This window comes from Bradyrhizobium sp. CB82, from assembly GCF_029714405.1.
Lineage (GTDB): Bacteria > Pseudomonadota > Alphaproteobacteria > Rhizobiales > Xanthobacteraceae > Bradyrhizobium.
In genome coordinates this window covers 4,081,485-4,103,157 of the sequence record NZ_CP121650.1, presented here as the reverse complement: position 1 = coordinate 4,103,157, position 21,673 = coordinate 4,081,485, and the positions used below count along the sequence as shown (strand labels likewise).

The 21,673-nt window shown below is 63.5% G+C and carries 23 protein-coding genes and 1 pseudogene; 13 read left to right on the top strand and 11 right to left on the bottom strand.

Features of this window, described 5'->3' with window-relative positions; genetic code table 11:
- Positions 1-74 precede the first annotated feature (74 nt).
- Complete coding sequence (locus QA640_RS19690; protein WP_283042240.1) at positions 75-1,043, bottom strand: catechol 2,3-dioxygenase; 969 nt, start codon at positions 1,041-1,043, stop codon at positions 75-77.
- Between the two features lie 447 nt (positions 1,044-1,490).
- On the opposite strand from QA640_RS19690, the gene QA640_RS19685 reads away from it, so the two are divergent.
- From QA640_RS19685 to QA640_RS19675, 3 genes are all read left to right on the top strand, one after another.
- Complete coding sequence (locus QA640_RS19685) at positions 1,491-3,230, top strand: DUF87 domain-containing protein (RefSeq protein WP_283042239.1); 1,740 nt, start codon at positions 1,491-1,493, stop codon at positions 3,228-3,230.
- Positions 3,231-3,436: 206 nt separating this feature from the next.
- A complete protein-coding gene (locus QA640_RS19680) occupies positions 3,437-4,018 on the top strand; it encodes a peroxidase-related enzyme (protein ID WP_283042238.1) in 582 nt (193 codons plus the stop codon).
- The gene (locus QA640_RS19675) at positions 4,018-4,494 is read left to right on the top strand and encodes an MgtC/SapB family protein (RefSeq protein ID WP_283042838.1); all 477 of its coding nucleotides are present in this window, start codon (positions 4,018-4,020) and stop codon (positions 4,492-4,494) included. The genes QA640_RS19680 and QA640_RS19675 overlap by 1 nt, the downstream gene beginning before the upstream one ends.
- Here the strand turns inward: QA640_RS19675 and QA640_RS19670 are convergent.
- Complete coding sequence (locus QA640_RS19670) at positions 4,491-4,727, bottom strand: hypothetical protein (protein ID WP_283042237.1); 237 nt, start codon at positions 4,725-4,727, stop codon at positions 4,491-4,493. The genes QA640_RS19675 and QA640_RS19670 overlap by 4 nt on opposite strands.
- A gap of 323 nt (positions 4,728-5,050) precedes the next feature.
- On the opposite strand from QA640_RS19670, the gene QA640_RS19665 reads away from it, so the two are divergent.
- Positions 5,051-5,476: a GFA family protein gene (locus QA640_RS19665; protein ID WP_283042236.1), complete on the top strand. Its 426-nt coding sequence runs from the start codon at positions 5,051-5,053 to the stop codon at positions 5,474-5,476.
- A gap of 31 nt (positions 5,477-5,507) precedes the next feature.
- On the opposite strand, the gene QA640_RS19660 is transcribed toward QA640_RS19665, so the two are convergent.
- The gene (locus tag QA640_RS19660) at positions 5,508-5,666 is read right to left on the bottom strand and encodes a hypothetical protein (RefSeq protein WP_283042235.1); all 159 of its coding nucleotides are present in this window, start codon (positions 5,664-5,666) and stop codon (positions 5,508-5,510) included.
- A gap of 424 nt (positions 5,667-6,090) precedes the next feature.
- Here QA640_RS19660 and QA640_RS19655 point away from each other — a divergent pair, with 424 nt between their 5' ends.
- Positions 6,091-6,246 carry a hypothetical protein gene (locus tag QA640_RS19655; RefSeq protein WP_283042234.1) on the top strand — a complete coding sequence of 52 codons (156 nt, stop codon included), beginning with the start codon at positions 6,091-6,093 and terminating at the stop codon, positions 6,244-6,246.
- An 86-nt stretch (positions 6,247-6,332) separates the two neighbouring features.
- Here the strand turns inward: QA640_RS19655 and QA640_RS19650 are convergent, their stop codons facing one another.
- Positions 6,333-6,956 carry a ParB-like protein gene (locus QA640_RS19650; RefSeq protein ID WP_283042233.1) on the bottom strand — a complete coding sequence of 208 codons (624 nt, stop codon included), beginning with the start codon at positions 6,954-6,956 and terminating at the stop codon, positions 6,333-6,335.
- A gap of 56 nt (positions 6,957-7,012) precedes the next feature.
- On the opposite strand from QA640_RS19650, the pseudogene QA640_RS19645 reads away from it, so the two are divergent.
- The 8 genes and pseudogenes from QA640_RS19645 to QA640_RS19610 all read left to right on the top strand — a co-directional run.
- Positions 7,013-7,636 (top strand): annotated as a pseudogene (locus QA640_RS19645) (ion channel); the annotation flags it as partial.
- 82 nt (positions 7,637-7,718) lie between these two features.
- Positions 7,719-7,928, top strand: coding sequence for a hypothetical protein (locus QA640_RS19640; RefSeq protein WP_283042837.1), 210 nt, complete (start codon positions 7,719-7,721; stop codon positions 7,926-7,928).
- A gap of 112 nt (positions 7,929-8,040) precedes the next feature.
- Positions 8,041-8,388 (top strand): hypothetical protein, encoded by a 348-nt coding sequence (locus QA640_RS19635; protein ID WP_283042232.1) that lies wholly within the window; start codon positions 8,041-8,043, stop codon positions 8,386-8,388.
- Between the two features lie 232 nt (positions 8,389-8,620).
- The gene (locus tag QA640_RS19630) at positions 8,621-8,908 is read left to right on the top strand and encodes an acyl carrier protein (RefSeq protein WP_007592476.1); all 288 of its coding nucleotides are present in this window, start codon (positions 8,621-8,623) and stop codon (positions 8,906-8,908) included.
- Between the two features lie 10 nt (positions 8,909-8,918).
- Positions 8,919-9,389 carry a 3-hydroxyacyl-ACP dehydratase FabZ family protein gene (locus QA640_RS19625; protein ID WP_283042230.1) on the top strand — a complete coding sequence of 157 codons (471 nt, stop codon included), beginning with the start codon at positions 8,919-8,921 and terminating at the stop codon, positions 9,387-9,389.
- The gene (locus tag QA640_RS19620; RefSeq protein ID WP_283042228.1) at positions 9,386-10,594 is read left to right on the top strand and encodes a beta-ketoacyl-ACP synthase; all 1,209 of its coding nucleotides are present in this window, start codon (positions 9,386-9,388) and stop codon (positions 10,592-10,594) included. Before QA640_RS19625 ends, QA640_RS19620 begins: the two co-directional genes overlap by 4 nt.
- Positions 10,595-10,644: 50 nt before the next feature.
- Positions 10,645-11,922 carry a beta-ketoacyl-ACP synthase gene (locus QA640_RS19615; protein WP_283042227.1) on the top strand — a complete coding sequence of 426 codons (1,278 nt, stop codon included), beginning with the start codon at positions 10,645-10,647 and terminating at the stop codon, positions 11,920-11,922.
- Positions 11,923-11,932: 10 nt separating this feature from the next.
- On the top strand, positions 11,933-12,865 hold the full coding sequence (locus tag QA640_RS19610) for a lipid A biosynthesis lauroyl acyltransferase (protein ID WP_283042226.1): 933 nt from the start codon (positions 11,933-11,935) through the stop codon (positions 12,863-12,865).
- 54 nt (positions 12,866-12,919) lie between these two features.
- Here the strand turns inward: QA640_RS19610 and QA640_RS19605 are convergent, their stop codons facing one another.
- The 7 genes from QA640_RS19605 to QA640_RS19575 all read right to left on the bottom strand — a co-directional run bounded on the left by QA640_RS19605 (position 12,920) and on the right by QA640_RS19575 (position 21,556).
- Positions 12,920-14,032 carry a polyamine ABC transporter substrate-binding protein gene (locus tag QA640_RS19605; protein ID WP_283042225.1) on the bottom strand — a complete coding sequence of 371 codons (1,113 nt, stop codon included), beginning with the start codon at positions 14,030-14,032 and terminating at the stop codon, positions 12,920-12,922.
- Between the two features lie 7 nt (positions 14,033-14,039).
- A complete protein-coding gene (locus tag QA640_RS19600; protein ID WP_283042224.1) occupies positions 14,040-15,218 on the bottom strand; it encodes an aminotransferase in 1,179 nt (392 codons plus the stop codon).
- Between the two features lie 8 nt (positions 15,219-15,226).
- Positions 15,227-15,553 carry a rhodanese-like domain-containing protein gene (locus tag QA640_RS19595; protein ID WP_283042223.1) on the bottom strand — a complete coding sequence of 109 codons (327 nt, stop codon included), beginning with the start codon at positions 15,551-15,553 and terminating at the stop codon, positions 15,227-15,229.
- Between the two features lie 159 nt (positions 15,554-15,712).
- On the bottom strand, positions 15,713-17,641 hold the full coding sequence (locus tag QA640_RS19590; protein WP_283042222.1) for a potassium transporter Kup: 1,929 nt from the start codon (positions 17,639-17,641) through the stop codon (positions 15,713-15,715).
- Positions 17,642-17,784: 143 nt separating this feature from the next.
- Positions 17,785-19,683: a potassium transporter Kup gene (locus QA640_RS19585; protein ID WP_283042221.1), complete on the bottom strand. Its 1,899-nt coding sequence runs from the start codon at positions 19,681-19,683 to the stop codon at positions 17,785-17,787.
- A gap of 246 nt (positions 19,684-19,929) precedes the next feature.
- The gene (locus QA640_RS19580) at positions 19,930-20,760 is read right to left on the bottom strand and encodes a flagellar motor protein MotB (protein WP_283042220.1); all 831 of its coding nucleotides are present in this window, start codon (positions 20,758-20,760) and stop codon (positions 19,930-19,932) included.
- A gap of 22 nt (positions 20,761-20,782) precedes the next feature.
- Entirely contained in the window at positions 20,783-21,556 is a 774-nt protein-coding gene (locus tag QA640_RS19575; protein WP_283042219.1) for a MotA/TolQ/ExbB proton channel family protein, read from the bottom strand.
- Positions 21,557-21,673: the final 117 nt, after the last annotated feature.

The following is a 21,673-nucleotide window of genomic DNA, read 5'->3' as shown; positions in this document are numbered from 1 at the left end:
GAACTCAGAATACCTCTCCCCGCTGGGGAGAGGTGATCCCCGGGATCGCCAGCCGAGCCTGATTTCATCACGCTTTAGGCGTGCTTCTTGATGTCGACCGGCGGCGTGCCGTGGGTGTGGAAGGACTCGATCGTCCTCAGGCCCCACGCCTGGCCCTTCTTGCGCTCCTCTTCCGTCCATACGATCGGCTTCCAGTCGGGTGCGAGGATGAGGCGCGCACCGGCATTGGCGACTTCGACGCGATTGCCGCCGGGCTCATAGACGTAGAGGAAGAAGGTCTGCTGGATCGCATGCTTGTGCGGGCCGGTCTCGATATAGACGCCGTTCTCAAGGAAGATGTCGGCAGCGCGCAAGATCTCCTCTCGGCTGTCGAGCGCGTAGGTGACGTGGTGGAAGCGGCCGGGCACGCCGGAGTGGTCGAGCGAATAGGCAAAATCGTAGCTCTTGTTCGACATCGTCAGCCACATCGCGGCTTCGCGTCCGTCGTTGAGCACGATCTGCTCGGTCAGGCGGCAGCCGAGATAGTTCTCGAAGAACTCGCGATTGGCCTTGATATCGACCGCGAGGCAGTTGAGATGGTCGAGGCGGCGCACGTTGACGCCGCGCGCGGGAAAACGCTGCGCCTGGTTCTTCAGCGCAGGCTTCAGCTCGGGCGGAGCCTGATACCATTCGGTCTCGTAATAGAGCTCGACGATGTGGCCGTCGGGATCGCGGCAGCGGAAGGTCGGCCCCTGCCCCATGTCACCGTCGATCCAGCCGATGTCGAAGCCGGATCCCTTGAGCGCGGCGACGCGCCGCTCCAGCGCCTGCTGGCTGCGCGCGCGCAGCGCCATGTGACCCATGCCCGAGGTCTTCGACGCCGTGAGCTTCAGCGAATAGCGCTCATAGTCATCCCAGCCGCGCAAATAGACCGACTCGCCTTGTCGTCCGCTGACGGTCATGCCCATGACGTCGACGAAGAATTTCAGGCTCTCGTCCGGTTTCGGCGTCAGCAGCTCCATGTGACCGAGATGGGCGAGATCGAGGATCGGTTCGGGCTGCATCATTTCCTCCATGGCATGACGGTGATCCGCCTCGCGGGATCGCAATATCCGGCACCGAGCGCGGACGCGAGCGCCGCAAGCGCATGAGTTGACGGTTCCTAATCATTTGTACCAATGTACAAATGATTAGGTCTAGTCAACAAACTCTTCAACTCGCTCTTAGGGTTTCGCCCTGAGCGCAGGCATCTCCGCAAGTGGCAAACTAGCTCCGCGCGTTTCAGGGACCGGCTGCCGGCATGGTAAAGACTGGGTAAAGACGTCTGATGCCCGTTGCACGGAAACAGCGTATTCCCGGCCGATTTCCGCAACAAGTTCCAACTGGGAACAAATCTCCCGGCCGAATTGTCGCAGATTTAACAAAGCGACGGCGCCTCGCATTTAACCGTTTGTGCAGTGACGGCTGCGCATAGTTGCGAACAAATCCTTGTCGTTGCCAGGTTCATCATCGTGACATCCTTTGGACGCGTGATTTCGGTACGCGGATCGCTCGCCCGGGTCGGGCTTTTGGCGGAAGGCCGGATGCCGATTTCGGAAGTGCGCGCCACCGTCGGGCGCTTCGTCAGCATCCGCTGCGCCAGCTCGATCATCGTCGCCATGATCACAGAGGTCTCCTGCGAGAACCTGGGGCATTCCGATACCTATATCGCCATTGCCTCCGTCGACCTGCTCGGCGAGATCCTCAACGCCAGCGACAAGGCGAAATTCCAGCGCGGCGTCACCAACTATCCGACCATCGGCGATGCAGTCGACCTGATCACCAGCCAGGAGCTGCGCACGATCTACGCGCCGACGGGATCGGACCAGATCAACGTCGGCTTCCTGCAACAGGACCGTTCCGTCGTCGCCTATGTCGACGTCGAGGAAATGCTCTCCAAGCATTTTGCGGTGCTCGGCTCGACCGGCGTCGGCAAATCGACCGGCGTGTCGCTGCTGCTCAACGAGATCCTCAAGGCGCGCCCGAACCTGCGCATCTTCCTGCTCGACGTCCACAACGAATATGGCCGCTGCTTCGGCGACCACGCGCTGGTGCTCAACCCGCGAAACCTGAAGCTGCCGTTCTGGCTGTTCAATTTCGAGGAAATCGTCGACGTGCTGTTCGGCGGCCGGCCTGGCGTACCCGAAGAGCTCGACATCCTCGCGGAAGTCATCCCGATCGCCAAGGGCGTGTACACGCAGTATCAGAACGCCGACCGCATCGGCCTCAAGCGTATCGATCCCAAGCAGGTCGGCTTCACCGTCGACACGCCGGTGCCGTACCGCCTGGTCGATCTGATCTCGCTGATCGACGAGCGCATGGGCAAGCTGGAAAACCGCTCCTCGCGTATCGTTTATCACAAGCTGATCTCGCGTATCGAGGCAGTGCGCAACGATCCACGCTACGCCTTCATGTTCGACAATGCGAATGTGGGCGGGGACACCATGGCGGAGGTAATCAGTCATCTGTTCCGCCTGCCCGCCAACGGCAAGCCGATGACGGTCATGCAGCTCGCCGGTTTCCCGGCCGAGGTCATCGATTCCGTCGTCTCGGTGCTCTGCCGGATGGCCTTCGATTTCGGCCTGTGGAGCGACGGCGTCTCGCCGCTGCTGTTCGTCTGCGAGGAGGCGCACCGCTATGCATCCGCCGACCGCAACATCGGTTTCGGGCCGACCCGCAAGGCGGTGTCGCGCATCGCCAAGGAAGGCCGCAAATACGGCGTCTATCTCGGCCTCATCACCCAGCGTCCGGCCGAGCTCGACGCCACCATCATCTCCCAGTGCAACACGCTGTTCACGATGCGCCTGGCCAACGATCGCGACCAGGCGCTCTTGCGCGCCGCGGTGTCGGACGCCGCCGCCAACCTGCTCTCTTTCGTGCCCTCGCTCGGCACCCGCGAGGTGCTGGCGTTCGGCGAAGGCGTGGCGCTGCCGACGCGACTGCGCTTCAAGGAGGTGCCGCCGCATCAATTGCCGCGCGGCGAAGCGACCATCAGCAGCGTTCCCTCGGTCACCGCCGGTCACGACATGCATTTCGTCGGCGCCGTGCTCGAGCGCTGGCGCGGCGCCACCTCGCAGCGCGACGTGCCGAACGATCCGGTGTTCTCGGCGCCGCCTGCGAAAATGCTCTCCAGCCTCGACGCTCCGATGCTCCAGCCATCGATGGGGCTCGATCCCGACCGCTTCTCGCTGCTCAAGAAGCCGCTGCGGTAAGGCCACGCTTTCTCCACACCGTCATTGCGAGCGCCGCGAAGCTATCCAGAGTGTTTCCGCGGAGGGATTCTGGATTGCTTTCCCAATGACGGCGGATGGAGCGTCGCTCATAACTCGCACGTTCGTTGCGGCCAGTTCGGCCTGACAGATTGAGCAGACCGCCCGCATCGACTATGGTTTCCGGCCCCAAGCCGGAATCCATGCACATGACAAAAACCGCCGCGCAACGCTTCCCCGCTCCCGCCCTCGCCACGCTGCCCGAGGACATCCGCACCCGCCTCCTCGCCGTGCAAGAGAAGAGCGGCTTCGTGCCGAACGTGTTCCTCACCCTGGCCTACCGGCCCGACGAGTTCCGCGCCTTCTTCGCCTACCATGACGCGCTGATGGAGAAGGACTCCGGCCTCACCAAGGCCGAGCGCGAGATGATCGTGGTGGCGACCTCGGCCGCCAACCAGTGCCAGTATTGCGTGATCGCGCACGGCGCGATCCTGCGCATCCGCGCCAAAAATCCGCAGATCGCCGACCAGGTCGCGGTGAACTACCGCAAGGCCGACATCACGCCGCGGCAGAAAGCGATGCTCGATTTCGCAATGAAAGTGTCAGCCGACGCGCAGCGGGTTTCCGAGGAGGATTTCGCCGCGCTCGCGCCTCACGGTTTCAGCGACGACGACATCTGGGACATCGCCGCGATCTCGGCATTCTTTGCGCTGTCGAACCGGCTCGCGAACTTCACGGGCATGCGACCGAACGACGAGTTTTACCTGATGGGGCGCCTGCCGAAGCAATGATCGCCTCGCTCGACTGGCCCGAGATCGTGCTGCGGCTCGGTACCGCCACGCTGGCGGGCTGCGCAATCGGCTTGAACCGCGACCTGCACGGCAAGCCGATCGGGCTGAAGACGCTCGGCATCGTCGGCCTGTCGACCGCGACCGTGGTGCTGCTCGCGGTCCAGTTTGCCGAGCCTGGCAAGATCTCGGACGCTGCAAGCCGCATCATCCAGGGCATTTTGACCGGCATCGGCTTTCTCGGCGCCGGCGTCATCGTCCACGAGAGCCGGCGGTTTCGCGTACGAGGCCTGACCAGCGCCGCCTGCACCTTCCTCGCCGCCTGCCTCGGGATCGCCTGCGGCGTCGGAGAGTGGCTGATCGTCGGCACGGCGTTTGTGCTGGCCTTCCTGATCCTCATCGTCGGCAACCGCGCCGAGCACTGGCTGCACCGCGTGCTCGGCGGCGAGAACGAGCCGCATGATGCGGAACAATCCTAATCGTTCTCGTTGCTCTCGAGGATGAAGGCTGCGGTAAAGATCGAACCGGCGCCCGTCCGAACCTCGATCACCATGTTACGCTGCCGATCCAACGTTGCATGGTCTTGCGCCATTCCCGCCAACGTGCGGGCAGCTTCCATCTCGGCCGCTCTCTGGCAAGGCAGCTCCAGACCGACCTCGTCTGCTTGGAGGTCCGATCCGTCCCTGATGTCGAAATAGTATCGCGTGGTCACGGTCGTGCCTTCAACGGGGCAATGATTGGCCAACGAACTCACTGAATCACCGTTCCTACTTCCCATGTCTCCGTTCGAAGGAACAGCATCCTGAAGCCGCCTTCCCCTTGACGGTTGTCACAATGCGGCGCCTTGATCTCCAATCGAGACATGGCGCTCTCGAGCACCGACAGCCTGAGCCTTGCGAGCCCGCGGGTCTTTGGCCGCCTCATATCAGCCCTGCTGACAGAAGGCTGGCAGCAGGGCTCACCTATGGTCGCTCGCGCCGCCGGGGGCGCCCGGCAACCACCGGGGGACATCTGAAAAACGGAGATGAGACGACGATGACGGAACGTACGGGGGGATGCGCTTGTGGCGCGATCCGATTCAGGATCACGGCGCCGCTAATGGGTGTCGGGGTCTGCCACTGCACCGACTGTCAAAAAGCTTCCGGGGGCGGCCCAAACTACGTCGCGCTCGCGCCGATAACCGCCCTCGAAGTCACGAAGGGCGATGCAAAACTCTACTCCAGCAAGGGCGGTAGCGGCGAGGACGTCGGACGCGGCTTCTGTCCGGATTGCGGGACTTCGCTATGGGGCCTGTCACCGAAAGTAACGTTTGCGACCATTAAGCTGGGCGCGCTCGACCACAATTCAGACCTGACGCCGGATCTGCATCTCTATACATCGTCGGCACAGCCGTGGCACCTGATGCATGAGGGCCTGCCGACGTTTCCCAAGATGCCGCCATCTCCTCCGCCCGGAGTGTGAACTGCTCCGGTTCACCCCGCGACGGGCCGCATCACTGATGCTTCGCCGTCAACTGGAGCGCCGGGGCAAAGCGTTCGGAAAACGTTGCGGCCTTGGCCTCGCGAGCTGCGGCAAGCGAGGCCGAGATGAAAGTGTGAAACCCTACCGAGGCGACCGCGAGCAAGGCGGCGGCGAAGACCAGTTGGCGCATTCCTCCCTCCTTTGTGGGCTCGACTGCCCCGAAGGATGGAGCCGCTTTGTTTCAGGACCTCTTCGTGCGGCCGGAAAATGATTTCGCTCAAGAGACTGTGATGAAGGACCGGTTCGTGCGGCCGCGTGCCGCAACGAGGCTGGCATACCTTCGTATAGCCCGCCCATCCCTTCTTATGCCCTCTGCATAGACTCGTACAATTGAGTGAGGGCGAGCGGTTCTTATGCTCGCGGACTAGTCCAAAGCGACGCATGCACAGCGCGAACTTCGCTCTTGAGCAGCGCGACTAACAATAGTCACCGTCGTTTTACCATGGGCGCGAGCCGTGTCGGGAATTTCGCGCCCGCGATCACGATCGTGAATCGCAAGACTGCCGCGACAAGCAGCCCTTGCTGGAATGCAGAGTCTGTAGGGAATACTCAAAATGAACGTCGTCATTCAGAAGTTCAATGGCCTGTGGCATCTCATCGTCGGGTCATGTCAGATCCGAACTCCTTTCCTGGAAACCCAGGATCGCGAGCTGGTCGTGACTTATGCCCGGCGCGTCTACCCCGGCGCCAAGATCTTCCAGCGCGACTGATGTGAGCGTTGCGCCTAAAACGCAGAGATTGGGATGAATCATCATCGCGCTTTAGGAAAGCCGCTTCACACTTTTCCGGATCGTGCCTAATCCTCCGACGCCGGTCCGCACCAGCCTGGCAGATAGATTGCGTCCTTGGTCTTTGCGGCAGCCAGCGCCCTCTCCAGTGCCTTGTCGAAATTGGCATCGACCGCCTTGCGCGACAGCTTGCGACGCAGAAAGTCGGCCCACAGGAATTCGGAAAACGGCGTGGTGTCCTTGGCGAAGCCGCCCATGCGGCGAAGCTCGCCGGCGAGGCTGCGGAACGGATCGTCCTTGAGATCGGCGACCGATTTCGGCAGGTCCTTGAAATGCCGCCGCCCCCCCTTCGCGTCATAGGGGTAGACCCAGCGCTTGTTGTCCATCACGCCCCAGAAGGCATCGCGCTCGACCATCCTGAGGTCGCCGACGATGGTGACCAGGACGTCCTTGACGCCCTCGTCGTGCAGCGCGCGGGCCAGATGATGATGGTCGATGACGTAGTAGCGCTGATCCGGCCCGTGAACCACGGGGATCATGTGCCTGCCCAGCGAGTCCGCCTGCTTCTTCTGGTCCTGTTCTCGCCAGCGCCTGCGCTTCTCCTTGACCTCGCGCATGCCGACCGTCATCTGCGTCGGCCTCAGCGACAGGATCGACACCGGATGCACTCTGGGCTCGCGCGTGTTGGTCATGATCGAAAATCCCACAAAGGTTGCAAAGAACGTCCTGAGGTCCGTACGATTATGCCATGACGGCCGGCACGGCAAATGCCGATGCGGCGCGAAGAGATCGAGAGCGGATGCTTTCGCGGGTCGTCAGGCTCGGCGGAGATCATCGCCGAAGGGTTGACGCTGAATTTCTGGGCCGACAACGCCATCGCTGCATGACGGCATCCTGGCCGGTATTCATCGCGAGCGCCGCGCTGGTCTTTCTCGCCTTCAACGCGTTCTTCGCCTTGTTCTACTGGATCGGCGACCTGCCGATCTCGAACGTCCCCGGCAGCGCCTATATCGACTATTTCTATTTCTCGATCGAGACGCTCTCGACCGCGGGCTATGGCGACATGCACCCGCAGAGCCATTACGGCCACCTCATTGCGACGGTCGAATTGTTCACCGGCATCTTCTCGATGTCGCTGATGACCGGGCTGATCTTCGCCCGCTTCTCGCGGCCGAGCGCACGGCTGTTGTTCGCCGAAAATCCCGTGATCTCGCTGCATGAGGGCAAGCCGACCCTGATGGTCCGCCTTGCCAATGAGCGGCACAACGTCATCGCCAATGCCAATGCGCGGGTCTGGGCGTTCAAGAGCGTGGTGACGAAGGAAGGCCAGCTGCTGCGGCGCTTTTACGAACTCGCCCTCGACCGCAACGAGATCCCCGGCCTGGCATTGAGCTGGACGCTCTATCACACGCTGGACCGAGACGAGCCCGTTGCATGGTTTGTCGGCGGACGACATGGAAGCCGCAATCGTGGCGCTCATCGTGGTGCTGTCGGGCTACGACGTTGTTGCAGCGCAAACGGTGCATGCCCGCAAATCCTGCGAGCATTTCGAAATCAGGTTCGGCCATCGCTATGCCGACATCCTCGATACGCAGGACGATGGACGGCTGCGCATCGACTACGGCAGGTTCCACCAAACACTGGAAAGGACCGGGGAAGGATAATTCCGGATGCGCGGATGCACGCTGTATTTGCGAAGATTTTCTGCAACGCCTCGCGCCCGTGTGCTATCTAAATTTCGCTGCTTTGAAGGCTGATCCGCGACCGATCCTTGGCATGAAAACCCAGCGGCCCATAACCTCGGACGACGAGCACCGGGTGCTCCAGTTCAGGCCGCGCAGCGAGCTCCAGGGCATGAACCGGCGGGGGAACGGGACGGTACAGCCGTTGCACGCCCAGCCCGCGCCGGAACCGCTCGACCTCTCGCGTTACGAACAGCCCCGCACCGAGCCGGACGACTTCCGCCACCGCATGCTCGCCAACATCGCAGCCCTCGCCTTCACCATCGCGCTCACCGCGATCGGGATCTGGCTCGCGGTCAGCATTGCCGACCTCAGGCGGACCCAGGACTGCGTGCTGATGGGCCGGCGCGACTGCGTGAAGATCACGACGCCGCATATCTAGGCAGCCTGGCCCGAGCAGCCCCGGTTGGCGGGGCTCCGACCGGCATCCCGAGCCAGTCCCCGGGCTTGTCCTCACCCCGGCCCGGCTCCATTGAACTCAGGGCTGCCCTCCGATATACGGGCACTCGACCCGGCCAGAGGGCGTTTGAGGGCATCACTCGGGGCGCGATGCCCGCCCACCGTGCCTCTCTGGAACATCTGACAAATACCTGCAATATATCAAAGGCTTAGTGATGTCCTCTACATTCGATCAGGTCGCCACGATCATCGCTGAAACCTGCGACATCCCGCGCGACACGATCACGCCGGATAGCCACGCCATCGACGATCTGGGCATCGACAGCCTCGATTTCCTGGACATCGCGTTCGCGATCGACAAGCAGTTCGGCATCAAGCTGCCGCTGGAGAAGTGGACCCAGGAGGTCAACGACGGCAAGGCGACCACCGAGCAGTATTTCGTGCTGAAGAACCTGTGCGCGCGCATCGACGAGCTGGTGGCGGCCAAGGGCGCGAGCGCCTGATCGCGCGACCATGCAACTCGAATACTTCCATCTGATCGACCGCATCGTCGACCTCAAGGTCGATGAAAAGAAGATCGTCGTCGAAGCCCAGGTCCCGAAAGAGAGCACCATCTTCGAGGGGCACTTTCCCGGCTATCCCTTGATGCCCGGCGTGCTCCTGATCGAATCGATGGCGCAGGCCTCGGGCTGGCTTCTGCTTGGCGTCCTGAAGTTCGAGCGCATGCCGATTCTCGCGGCCGTGAAGGAAGCCAAGGTGCGCGGCTCGGTCTTCCCGGGCGACCTCATCAGTATCGAGGCGAGCGTCGCCCATGAAGGCTCCGGCTATGCGATGACCGAGGCCAAAATCAGGGTCGGCGGCAAGCTGCGTGCGAATTCGACGCTCACCTTCACGCTGATCCCCTTCCCCAATGCGGATATGCGCGGATACATGGACGCGGTCGCCAAGCGCGTCGGCTTTCCGCAACAGGCCGTTTCGCCATGACCGACACTCCTGCTTCGAAGCCCGGCCAGACGGAAGTCTGGATCACCGGTATTGGGCTCGCCACTTCGCTCGGCGAAGGGCTGGACGCCAACTGGGCCGCGCTCGGCGAGCGGCGCATCAATGTCGACGAGAAGGGTTTTGCCCCTTTCATCGTGCATCCCCTGATGCCGGTCAGTTTCGACAGCCAGATCCCGAAGAAGGGTGACCAGCGCCAGATGGAAGCCTGGCAGCGCATCGGCACCTATGCGGCGGGTCTGGCGCTCGATTCGGCCGGGATCAAGGGCAACAAGGACATTCTGTCCAAGATCGACATGGTGGTCGCGGCCGGCGGCGGCGAGCGCGATCTCAACGTCGATACCGGCGTGCTCACGGCCGAGGCCAAAGGTGCCAATGCGCCCGGCTTCCTCAACGAGCGGCTGATGAGTGATCTGCGGCCGACGCTGTTCCTGGCCCAGCTCTCCAACCTGCTCGCCGGCAACATCGCCATCGTGCATGGCTTAGGGGGCACCTCGCGCACCTTCATGGGCGAAGAGGTGGCGGGCGCAGATGCCACGCGTATCGCACTGGCGCGGATCGCCTCGGGCGAGAGCGACATTGCGCTGGTCGGCGGCTCGCACAATGGCGAGCGCAAGGACCTGATGGTCCTCTACGAATTCGGCGACTTCAACCTGAAGGACAAGTTCGCCCCGGTCTGGGCGCGCCAGGGCCACGCCGGCTTCGCACTCGGCTCGGCCGGTGCGTTCCTGGTACTGGAATCGAAGGCCCATGCGGAAGCGCGAGGCGCCAAGCCGTTCGCGAAGCTGACGAGCGTGGTAGCCGATCTCGCCAGGCGCAAGCAACCGGGCGAGTTGACCGCGACGCTCCAGAAGCTGTGGTCGAAGCTGCCCAGGCGCGAGGGCAAGGGCGCGATCATCACGGGTGCAACCGGCGCGGAGCCGGCGACCGCCGAGGAACGCACCTTCCTCCAGAGCCATTCGGATTTTCCGGTTCGCGCCACCGGTACCATGTTCGGCCACACCATGGAGACGCAGTTCCCGCTCGGGATTGCGCTCGCCGCACTGTCGCTCTCGCGCGGGGCCCTGTTCCCACCGAACGATTCGACCGGCCTCGAGATTGAAATGCAGGGGGCTCCGGCCCAGATTGTGGTGGTGGGAGCCGGACACTGGCGTGGCGAAGGCATGGCGCTGGTGGAAGCGGTGAGTTGAGCTGCGCATTCGGCTGGCTGTTTGGCACGATTGAGACGAGCGGGGGAAACATGACTGCACCACGCGACAAATTCGGACGGCCTGTCGTCGTCGTCACTGGCATGGGCATCATGACCTCGCTCGGCGTCGGCAAGGCCGACAACTGGTCGAAACTCGTCGCCGGGCAATCCGGCATCCGCACCATCACGCGCTTTCCGACCGACGGGCTGAAGACGACGATGGCCGGCACGGTCGATTTCGTCAGCGTCGATCCGTTCTCCTCCACCGGCCTCTCCGAGCGGATGGCCGAGATGGTCACGGAGGAAGCGCTGGATCAGGCCGGCATCGGCGCCAAAGGTGATTTCCCGGGCCCCCTCTTCCTCGCGGTCGCGCCGGTCGAGGTGGAATGGCCGCAGCGCCGTGAGCTCGGCCGCGCCGTCGGCCAGCCCGACTTCACCTACGATGATCTCCTGCGCATCTCCGGCGGCGGCAAGTACACGGCCTATCATCACCGCTTCATGTTCGGCTCGGTCGCGGCCCATCTCGCCGAGACCTTCGGCACCAAGGGCTCGCCGATCTCGCTGTCGACGGCCTGCGCCTCGGGGGCGACTTCGATCCAGCTCGGCGTCGAGGCGATCCGCCGCGGCGAGACCGATGCGGCGCTGTGCGTCGCGACCGACGGCACCGTGAATCCTGAAGCGCTGGTTCGCTTCTCGCTGCTCTCCGCCCTCTCGACCCAGAACGAACCACCGCAGGCCGCCTCACGGCCGTTCTCGAAGAATCGCGACGGCTTCGTCATGGCTGAAGGCGCCGGCGCGCTGGTGCTGGAAAGCTATGAGGCGGCGACCGCGCGCGGCGCAAAAATCCTCGGCGTGCTCGCCGGCTGCGGCGAGCTCACCGATTCCTTCCACCGCACCCGGTCCTCCCCCGACGGCAAGCCGATCATCGGCTGCATGAAGAAGACGCTGGCCGATGCCGGCATGGAGCCGGACCAGATCGACCACATCAACGCGCACGGCACCGCGACGCCCGAAAACGACAAGATGGAGTATAATACGACATCGGCCGTGTTCGGCGAACTCGCGCAGAAGATTCCGGTCACCTCCAATAAGTCGATGGTCGGCCACACCATCTCGGCCGCCGGCGCCGTGGAGGCGATCTTCTCGCTGCTCACGCTCGAGCATCAGCGGATCCCGCCGACCATCAACTACGACAACCCGGATCCCACGATCCTGTTCGACGTCGTCGGCAACACCGCGCGCGATGCCCGCGTCACCGCCGTGATGTCGAACTCGTTCGGCTTCGGCGGCCAGAACGCGTCCCTGATCCTGACCCGCGAACCGGCCTGACCGGACGCACATGTCGCAGGCTACGGCGAGCATGAAGGCCCGCGCGCGGGAGGCCGCCAAGTCGCTCGGCGCGAGCCTGATCGGCGCGGCTACCGTCGGCATGCTGCGCACCACGCGCTATTTCGATCCGCTGAAGACCTCCAACTTCTTCGCGCGCGTCACCCAACTGATCGGCCCTCGCCTGCGCGAGCACAGGATCGGCCGCGCCAATCTGGCGGCCGCCTTTCCGGAAAAATCTCCCGAGCAGATCGAAAAGATCCTGATGGGCGTCTGGGACAATCTCGGCCGCGTCGGCGCCGAGTTCGCCCATATCGATCACATCTGGGACTATGATCGCGATCATCCGGAAAAGAGCCGGATCGAACTCTCGCCGCGCAGCATCGAGCTGTTCGACCACATCAGGGACGACGGCAAGCCAGCGCTGATCTTCGCTTCGCACCTCGCCAACTGGGAATTGCCGGCCCTCGCGGCCGTCGCGCACGGCCTCGACGCGGCGATCCTCTATCGCCGCCCGAACATCGCTTCCGCCGACCGGATCATCCAGGAGATGCGCCAGGTCAACATGGGTACGCTGATCCCAGCGGGGCGCGACGCGCCGTTCCGGCTCGGCGAAGCGCTCAGGAACGGCCAACACGTTGCGATGCTGGTCGATCAATATCTGACCGGCGGCGTCGAGGTCACCTTCTTCGGCCGCAAGACCCGCGCCAATCCGATGCTGGCGCGGCTGCTCCGCCAGGTCGAATGCCCGATCCACGGGGTGCGCATCATCCGCCTGCCCGGCTATCGCTTCCGCGCCGAGCTGACCGAGGAGATCCCACCGGTGCGCGACGCCGACGGCAAGATCGACGTCCAGGGCACGACGCAGGCGATCACCAACGTGGTCGAAGGCTGGGTCCGCGAATATCCGGAGCAGTGGCTGTGGCTGCATCGGCGGTGGCGGTAGCTGCTCCGTCGTTGCGAGGAGCGAAGCGGCGAAGCAATGACCGGTGCGCCCCCCTCATCTCCCCGTCTTCACCTTGGTCCAGAGCCGGTTGATGATGCGCTGGGTCGCCGGATCGCGGGCGGTGATGACGAACAGCTTTGAGAGCGTCGCCTCGTCCGGGTAGATGTTCTTGTCGTTCAGGATCTTCGGATCGACCAGTTTCTGGCTGGCGAGGTTGCCGTTGGCGTAGGACAGGAAGTCGGAGTTCTTGGCCGCGACATCCGGGCGGTAGAGATAGTTGATGAGCTCGTAGGCCTCCGGGACGTTCTTCGCATCCGCAGGGATCGCGAGATTGTCGAAGAACATCTGCGCGCCCTCTTTCGGTATAGCGTAGCCGATCTCGATGCCGCTCTTGGCCTCGGCCGCGCGGGCGCGGGCCTGCATGATGTCGCCGGACCAGCCGACTACGAAGCAGATCTCGCCGGTTGCCAGCGCGCTGAGATATTCGGAGGAGTGGAACTTGCGCACGGACGGGCGCACCTTCATCACCGCATCGGCCGCCTTCTCCAAGTCGGCCTGCTTGGTCGAGTTCGGATCGAGCCCCAGATAGTTCAGCGCTGCGGGAAAAATGTCGTCGGCGGAATCCAGCATGTGCACGCCGCAATCTCTAAACTTGGCGAGGTTCTCCGGCTTGAAGACGATGTCCCAACTATCGATCTTCGCATCTGCCCCGAGGATCTCCCTCACCTTCTTCACGTTGTAGCCGATGCCGGTCGTGCCCCACATGTAGTTGGCGGCAAAGACGTTGCCGGGATCGTAGATCGCGAGGCGCTGCGTCACCACGGGCCAGGCGTTGGCGAGGTTCGGCAATTTCGATTTATCGAGCTTCTGGAAGATGTTCGCCTTGATCTGGCGCTGCAGGAAATAGGCGGTGGGCACCACGACGTCGTAGCCGGACTTGCCGGCCATCAGGCGTGTCTCCAGCGTCTCGTTGGCGTCGAAGGTGTCGTAGACCACCTTGATGCCGGTCTCCTTGGTGAAGGCCTCAAGGACGTCCGGCGCCATGTAGTTGGACCAGTTGTAGAAGTTGACCACGCGCTCCTCGGCCCCTGCGGGAGCGGAAAGGAGGGTCAGCGCTGCGGCGATTGCAAGACCGAGGCAAAAGCCAGAGCGGCTGACGTTCGTCATCTCAGATCTACCTCTTTCGTCCACGCACGGCGTCGGACAACCGCTCCAGTGCGGTGTCGAGCGTCTGGTCCTTCTTGGCGAAGCAGAAGCGGACCACCGAGGTAACCGGGTCCTGCTCGTAGAAGGCCGACACGGGGATCGCCGCGACCTTGTAATCTTTGACGATGCGCCAGCAGAAATCGGTGTCGCTCTCATTGAGCCCGAGCGGCGACAGGTCGACGGTGAGGAAGTAGGTGCCTTGCGACTTCAGCACCGGGAAGCCGAGGCTTTCCAGGCCCTTGGTCAGACGATCCCGGCTCCGCGCCAGATCCTTGCGCATCGAGACGAAATACTCGTCCGGCTTTCCGAGGCCGTAGGCGACCGCAGCCTGGAGATTGGGCGCGGTGGTGAAGGTCAGGAACTGGTGCACCTTGGCCGCGACCCGCAGCAAGGGCGGCGCGGCGCAGACGAAGCCGACCTTCCAGCCCGTCAGCGAGAAGATCTTGCCGGCCGAGCCGACCTTGATGGTGCGCTCGCGCATGCCGGGGATGGTAATCAGCGGGATATGCTTGTGCTGGTCGAAGGTGACGTGCTCCCAGACCTCGTCGCAGATCGCGATCACGTCGAACTTCTGGCAGTAGCGCGCCAGCAGTTCGAGATCCTCGCGCGGATACACCACGGCGGATGGATTCAAGGGGTTGTTGAACAGGACCGCCTTGGTCTTTGAATTGAACACGTTTTTGAGCATGTCCTCGTCCAACCGCCAATGCGGCGGCTGGAGCCGCACCAGGCGCGGAATGCCGCCGGCCTGGCGGATGATCGGCAGGTAGGAATCATAGACAGGCTGGAAGCAGACGACCTCGTCGCCGGGCTGCACCACCGCGAGGATCGCCGAGGTCAGAGCCTCGGTGCCGCCGGAGGTCACCATCACCTCACTCATCGGATCGAGCTTCAAGCCGTGCCAGTGCCCGTAATGCGTCGCGATCGCCTGGCGCAGCTCGGGGATGCCCATCATCGACGGGTACTGATTGTAGCCGTTCACCGAGGCATCGGCCGCGGCGCGGCGGATGTCCTCGGGACCGGGATCGTCAGGAAAGCCCTGGCCGAGATTGATGGCGGCGTTGTCGCGCGCGGCCTGCGACATCGCCTCGAATATGGTGACGGGCAGGTCCGCGAAGACCTTGTTCAGGGCGGAGCTCTTGGACATCGGCCGGATCAGCCACCGACCTTGCTGGGAAGACCCGCCGCCTTCCACCCCAACATGCCGCCCGCGAGATGCTTGTCGTAGGCAAGTCCCGCCGCCTGCGCTGCGAGCGAAGCCGTCACCGAGCGCTTGCCGGAGCGGCAGGCGAACACGACTTCCTTGCCCTGGGGATTGGGAATCGCCTTGGGATCGAAGGTCGAGAGCGGCACGACGACGCCGTAGGGGTAGGCCTCCGCGGCAACTTCATTGGGTTCGCGGACATCGACCAGCAGATAACGCCCTTCCGTCACACCCTTGGCGACCTCGTCCGGGGTCAGATCTTGCACCTGGTTTGCCACTTCATCCTCCAGAATGGCCGCGCGGTAGGCCGGGCTGCCCCGGCCGGCGGCAACGTCGCCTCTCGGCTGCACAAAATCAAGCGCTACAAAGGCTTGAGCGATGCCCCGCAACTTAAAGCTAAATCGCAGGGCATTGAAGCGGAGCTTTAGATCGCCCGGCTAGATCGTCACCTGCGTTCCGACCTCGACCACCCGCCCGCTCGGGATCTGGAAGTAGTCGGTGGCATCGTTCGCCGAGCGGCTGAGCGAGATGAACAGGCGGTCCTGCCAGCGCGGCATGCCGGAATGGGCGGCGGGCTTCAGCGCCCTGCGCGACAGGAAGAACGAGGTCGACATGATGTCGAACTGCCAGCCGAGCTTGCGGGCGATCGCCAGCGCCTTCGGCACGTTGGGCGATTCCATGAAGCCGAACTTCAGCGTCACCTTGGAGAAGGTCGGGCTGACCTGCTCCAGCTTGACGCGCTCCGACGGATCGATGCGCGGGGTCGGCGCGGTCTCGATGGTGAGAATAACATTCTTCTCATGCAGCACCTTGTAGTGCTTCAGACTATGCATCAGCGCGGTTGGGGCGCTCAGCGGGTCGGAGGTAAGGAACACCGCCGTTCCGGGCACCCGCTGCGGCGGCCGCTTCTCCAACATCGCCACGAGGTCGGCGAGCGGGAACTCGAGCTTGCGCGACTTCTCGAACAGGAGCCGGCTGCCGCGTCGCCACGTGTACATCAGGATGATCATCAGCGAGCCGAGCGCGAGCGGCACCCAGCCACCCTCGAACACCTTGAGCAGGTTCGCGGCCAGGAAGGTCAGGTCGAGGAACAGGAAGGGTGCGATGAGCGCCCCGGCGGCGAGCGGCGACCACCGCCAGACCTTCCAGATCACGACAAAGCCCATCATCGCCGTGACCACCATGGTGCCGGTTACGGCGATGCCGTAGGCCGACGCCAGCGCGCTTGAAGAACGGAACAGGAGCACCATCAGGATCACGGCGACCAGCAGCAGCTGGTTGATGCGCGGGATGAAGATCTGGCCGGAATGGGCCTCAGACGTATGTCGAATTTCAAAGCGCGGCAGCAGCCCGAGCTGGATCGCCTGGCGCGTCAGGGAATAGGCGCCGGTGATGACGGCCTGGCTGGCGATGACGGTCGCCAGGGTGGCAAGCACGACCATGCTGCCGCGGAGCCAACCTTGCGGAAACAACTGGAAGAACGGGCTCACGATCGCCCCGGGGTCATCCAGGACCAGAGCTCCCTGCCCCAGATAATTCAGCGCCAGCGACGGCAGCACGATGAACAGCCAGGCGGTCTGGATCGGCCGCTTACCGAAATGGCCGAGATCGGCATAGAGCGCCTCGGCGCCGGTGACCGCCAGGAACACCGCGCCCAGCGTGACGAAGCCGATGATGCCGTGGTGGAGCATGAAGGACACCGCGTAGAGCGGGTTCAACGCGAACAGCACCTGCGGCTGCCGGACGACCGGACCGATCGCCGCCACTGCGATCACCGCGAACCAGACGCACATCACCGGACCGAAGAACGCCGCGACGCGGGCCGTGCCGCGCGATTGCACGGCGAACAGGCAGACCAGGATCAGCACGGTCAGCGGAACGATGTAAGGCTCGAACGTCAGCGTGACGTCCTTCATGCCTTCGATGGCTGACAGCACTGAGACCGCCGGCGTGATCACGGCATCGCCGTAAAACAGGGCGCCGGAAATGATGCCGAGCAGGACGATGGTCGCCCCGCCCGGGCCGACCGCACGCTGGGCCAGCGCCATCAAGGCGAGCGTGCCGCCCTCACCGTTGTTGTCGGCGCGGAGCAGGATCACGACGTATTTCAGCGTGACCACGACGACCAGCGCCCACAGGATCAGCGAAACCACGCCGAGCACAGCAGCCGTCGTGGGTGCGCCTTCCGCCCCCGACGCCGCCGTCACCGCCTCGCGGAACGCGTACAGTGGGCTGGTGCCGATATCGCCATAGACAACGCCGATGCTGCCAAGGGTCAGCGCGCCGAAACCGGCGGTAGTGTGGGCATCCGCATGCCCATTGGCCGCCACCGTTTCCGGGGCGGGAACTGCGACTTCACTCGTCATGGGAGAGACTGTTGGCCTCTAAGGATGCTTTACTGCGCAATGGCGGCAGAGCGCGCGGGCTTATAGTCCTGCGCTACCGGCATAGCCTAGTGCGATTTTGGGCCTTTGCCATGCAAAAATCGCATAAGTCCCGCCAATTTCCGTCAGATAGTGACCTGGGTGCCGACTTCAACCACCCGTCCGGTCGGAATCTGGAAATAGTCGGTGGCGTCGTTGGCGGACCGGCTCAGCGCGATGAACAGGTGATCCTGCCAGAGCGGCATGCCTGACTGCGCCGACGGCTTCAGCGAGCGGCGAGACACGAAGAACGACGTCGACATGATGTCGAACTGCCAGCCTTGCTTGCGCGCGATCGCGAGCGCCTTGGGCACGTTGGGCTGTTCCATGAAGCCGAAGCGCAGGCGTACTTTGGAAAACTTGTCGCTGATCTTCTCCATGCGGAAACGCTCCGAAAGATCGACCCGCGGCGTGTGCGCGGTCTCGATGGTCAGGATCACGTTGTGCTCGTGAAGCACCTTGTTGTGCTTGAGATTGTGCAGCAGCGCGGTCGGCACGAAGGCGGGATCGCTGGTGAGGAACACCGCCGTGCCCTTGACGATATGCGGCGGTCGCTTCTCCAGGCTCTTGATGAGATCATCGAGAGGAACCTCGATGCGCCGTGTCTTCAAGGTCAGGATGCCCGTGCCCCGCCGCCACGTCCAGATTGTCGCCGCCATGACGACCCCGAACAGCAGCGGCACCCAGGCGCCCTCGAGCAGCTTGAGCAGATTGGCGCTGAAGAACGTCATGTCGACTACGACGAAGGGCAGGATCACCGCCGCAGCGGTCGCCGCGCGCCAGTTCCAGAGCTTCCAGATCACGATGAAGCCCATGATCCCGTCGGCCACCATGGTGGTGGACACCGCGATGCCATAAGCTGAGGCAAGACCGCTGGGGGTCCGGAACAGCAGCACCAAGAGCATCACGCCGATCAGGAGCAGGCGGTTGACGCGCGGCAGATAGATCTGGCCGGCGTGGGTCTCCGAAGTATACCGAACCTCGAAGCGCGGCAGCAGACCAAGCTGCACGGCCTGGCGCACCAGCGAATAAGCGCCCGTGATCACGGCCTGGCTTGCAATCACGGTCGCCGCAGTCGCAAGCAGGACCAGAGGCACGATCAACTCCTCCGGCACCATCCGATAGAAGGAGTGTTCAAGCGCTGCCGGATCGGACAGCACCAGCGCGCCCTGGCCGAAATAGTTGATCAGGAGCGAGGGCAGCACGAAGAACAGCCAGGCCAACTGGATCGGCCTGCGACCGAAATGGCCGAGATCGGCGTACAGCGCCTCCCCGCCGGTCACCGCCAGGAAGACCGCCCCCAATGTCACCAGCCCGATCTCCCCATGCGAGAGCAGGAACTGGATAGCGTAATAGGGATTGATCGCCGACAGCACCGACGGATCGTCGCTGATGTGGACCAGCCCCATCGCCGCGATGCACGAAAACCAGATCACCATCACCGGCCCGAAGGCGGACGCAACGAGCGCCGTGCCCTTGCTCTGGACCGCAAACAACACCGCCAGGATGAAGACGGTGAGCGGCACGACATAGGGTTCGAGTCCCGGTGCCTTGATCTTCAGGCCATCCACCGCCGACAGCACCGAGATCGCCGGCGTGATCATGGAATCGCCGATAAACATGGAGGCGCCGACGACTCCGAGCGCGAGCAGGAACCAGCTTCGACGCCCGAGCGCACGCTGGCCGAGCGCCATCAGCGACAGCGTGCCGCCCTCTCCGTTGTTGTCGGCGCGCAGCAGCAGCAGCACATATTTGGCGGTAACGACGATCAAGAGCGCCCACAGGATCAGCGAGAGCACCCCGAGCACGATGGCCCGCGAGACCGACTCGCCATGGGCCGCGCCCCTGACCGCCTCGTGGAATGCGTAGAGCGGCGAGGTGCCGATATCGCCGAAGACGACGCCGATGCTTCCGAGCGTCAGTGCCCAAAAGCCCGACTTGGCCGTCGTCTCCTGGCCGTCGGTTGTCGTGATGCTGGCGGTCATGAAGATGGAGAACGCTTCTTCCCTGGACTTTGATCCAGCGCCTTTTGACGCTTCCGGCAGCATAGCAGGCACTGAGGCGGGATGCTGCGACGGCGCAGCCAGGTTCATCGCCGGCGCGAGGACGTGCCTCAGGTAAAAAGGTAGCGCAAGGGATTCAAAGCGGGATGGTTTTTGGTTGAATCGGTGCGATGCCGTCCGGAGGGAGAGGTCTCCCAATGCGACTGACCGTACTTAATCTCATCCGCTTTAGGGCTTCAAATTCGGCGGCAGCGGTGGATCTTCGCGCATCAGGGTGATGGTCACGCGGCGATTGGCGGCCAGTGACGGATCGTCTGGAAACAGGGGCTGGGTGTCCGCCTTGCCGGAGACGGCGAAGATGTGCGAGGGCGGCAGCCCTTCATGCTCGAGGATCTGGCGCACGGCATTGGCACGGTCTGCCGAAAGGTCGAAGGCGCCGTAGTCGCTACGGTTCGGCACGAAACCCGCGGCAGTATGGCCGACGATGGAGACCCGCAGCGGCGTCGCCTTGAGCGGGACCGCCAGCTTCTCGATCAGGCGGCGGGTGCGGTCATAGGGCACCTTGGAGCCGTCCGCAAACATCGAGCGACCGTCCTGGTCGACGATCTCGAGATTGAGGCCCTGCTTGGTCTCCTCGAACATGATGTGCTTGGACATCTCGGTGAGCTCGGGCAGGTCCTGAAGCGCCTGGCGCAGCGAGGCCGCGGCAAGCGCGAAGTCGCGATCGACCTTGATCTTGGCGCCCGAGGTGCGGTCGCGATCCTGCTGATCCGGGGTCGGTGTGTTGGACGCATCCTCGGGCTGGATGTGATCGACATTCTTCAGCTTGGGACGCGTTGGCAGGCCGTCGGATTCGATGATGCCGGCATAGCGCGCCTCGCTCTGGATGCCGAAGGCGTCGCGCATGGAGCCTGCGACGATCTTGAGCTTGTTGGCGTCTTGGGTCGAGAACGCGACGAGCATCACGAAGAAGCTCATCATCAGGCCCATCAGGTCGGCGAAGGTCACGAACCAGCCGTGACCGCCTCCATGTGCATCGCCGCGCTTCTTCTTGGCCATGTCCTAAACCCGGCGTGGCTGATCAGGCCGGCACCGGCTCGCCCTCGGCATGGCGATGCTTCTCCGGCAGGTAAGCCAGCAGCATTTCGCGCACCAGGGTCGGGCTCTTGGAGTCGCGGATCATCAGGATGCCGTCGATGATCAGCGTGCGGTTGGTCTCCTCGTCGAGCAGCTTGCCGTGCAGCTTGTCGGCGATCGGCAGACAGAACAGGTTCGCGACCAGCGCGCCGTAGAGCGTGGCGAGCAGCGCGGTCGCCATGAACGGGCCGAGCTTGGAGGGGTCGGTCATGTTGGCGAACATCTGCACCATGCCGATCAAGGTGCCGATCATGCCGAAGGCCGGGGCGCAGTCTCCGATGGCGCGGTAGATCTTGCTGCCCTCGTCCAGATGCATCAGGAAGTTGTCGCGATCGCGCTCGAGGTTGTCGCGGATGAAGTCGAGGTCGTAGCCGTCGGCGACGTAGCGGATGCCCTTGGCGAGGAACGGCTCGTCGGTTTCGACCTTTTCCAGGCCGACCGGGCCCTGCTTGCGGGCGATCTCGGCGATGCGGGCGAGTTCGTCGACGAGGTCATGCGCCGACAGCCGGCTCATCGTGAAGGCGAACTTGGCGCCGAGCGGCAGGCCGTGCAGCAGCGCGCTGAGCGGAAAGCGGATCATGGTCGCCGAGATCGAGCCGCCGAAGATGATGATCATCGCATGCTCGGAGATGAACATGTGGAGATCGCCACCCATGATCATCATCACCGAGATGACGATGAGGCCGGCCACGAGCCCGACGCCCGTCATGATATCCATGGGAGACTCCAACCCACACGCCACACACCGGCCGTCCTGGCCGGCGGCGCGGCCCAACCCCGAACCGCGTCGGAGGAACCCTAAAGAGCTGCCATTAAAGACGCGTAAAGGTTAAGT

Bases quoted from the DNA above. Each gene is read 5' to 3' on its own strand.
- QA640_RS19615 (WP_283042227.1), top strand. From the start codon at position 10,645: ATGACTGCACCACGCGACAAATTCGGACGGCCTGTCGTCGTCGTCACT.
- QA640_RS19660 (WP_283042235.1), bottom strand. From the start codon at position 5,666: ATGCGCCAACTGGTCTTCGCCGCCGCCTTGCTCGCGGTCGCCTCGGTA.
- QA640_RS19665 (WP_283042236.1), top strand. From the start codon at position 5,051: ATGACGGAACGTACGGGGGGATGCGCTTGTGGCGCGATCCGATTCAGG.
- QA640_RS19605 (WP_283042225.1), bottom strand. From the start codon at position 14,032: ATGACGAACGTCAGCCGCTCTGGCTTTTGCCTCGGTCTTGCAATCGCC.
- QA640_RS19600 (WP_283042224.1), bottom strand. From the start codon at position 15,218: ATGTCCAAGAGCTCCGCCCTGAACAAGGTCTTCGCGGACCTGCCCGTC.
- QA640_RS19650 (WP_283042233.1), bottom strand. From the start codon at position 6,956: ATGACCAACACGCGCGAGCCCAGAGTGCATCCGGTGTCGATCCTGTCG.
- QA640_RS19580 (WP_283042220.1), bottom strand. From the start codon at position 20,760: ATGGCCAAGAAGAAGCGCGGCGATGCACATGGAGGCGGTCACGGCTGG.
- QA640_RS19585 (WP_283042221.1), bottom strand. From the start codon at position 19,683: ATGACCGCCAGCATCACGACAACCGACGGCCAGGAGACGACGGCCAAG.
- QA640_RS19575 (WP_283042219.1), bottom strand. From the start codon at position 21,556: ATGGATATCATGACGGGCGTCGGGCTCGTGGCCGGCCTCATCGTCATC.
- QA640_RS19680 (WP_283042238.1), top strand. From the start codon at position 3,437: ATGACAAAAACCGCCGCGCAACGCTTCCCCGCTCCCGCCCTCGCCACG.
- QA640_RS19610 (WP_283042226.1), top strand. From the start codon at position 11,933: ATGTCGCAGGCTACGGCGAGCATGAAGGCCCGCGCGCGGGAGGCCGCC.
- QA640_RS19590 (WP_283042222.1), bottom strand. From the start codon at position 17,641: ATGACGAGTGAAGTCGCAGTTCCCGCCCCGGAAACGGTGGCGGCCAAT.
- QA640_RS19635 (WP_283042232.1), top strand. From the start codon at position 8,041: ATGAAAACCCAGCGGCCCATAACCTCGGACGACGAGCACCGGGTGCTC.
- QA640_RS19630 (WP_007592476.1), top strand. From the start codon at position 8,621: ATGTCCTCTACATTCGATCAGGTCGCCACGATCATCGCTGAAACCTGC.
- QA640_RS19690 (WP_283042240.1), bottom strand. From the start codon at position 1,043: ATGCAGCCCGAACCGATCCTCGATCTCGCCCATCTCGGTCACATGGAG.
- QA640_RS19620 (WP_283042228.1), top strand. From the start codon at position 9,386: ATGACCGACACTCCTGCTTCGAAGCCCGGCCAGACGGAAGTCTGGATC.
- QA640_RS19625 (WP_283042230.1), top strand. From the start codon at position 8,919: ATGCAACTCGAATACTTCCATCTGATCGACCGCATCGTCGACCTCAAG.
- QA640_RS19640 (WP_283042837.1), top strand. From the start codon at position 7,719: ATGGAAGCCGCAATCGTGGCGCTCATCGTGGTGCTGTCGGGCTACGAC.
- QA640_RS19655 (WP_283042234.1), top strand. From the start codon at position 6,091: ATGAACGTCGTCATTCAGAAGTTCAATGGCCTGTGGCATCTCATCGTC.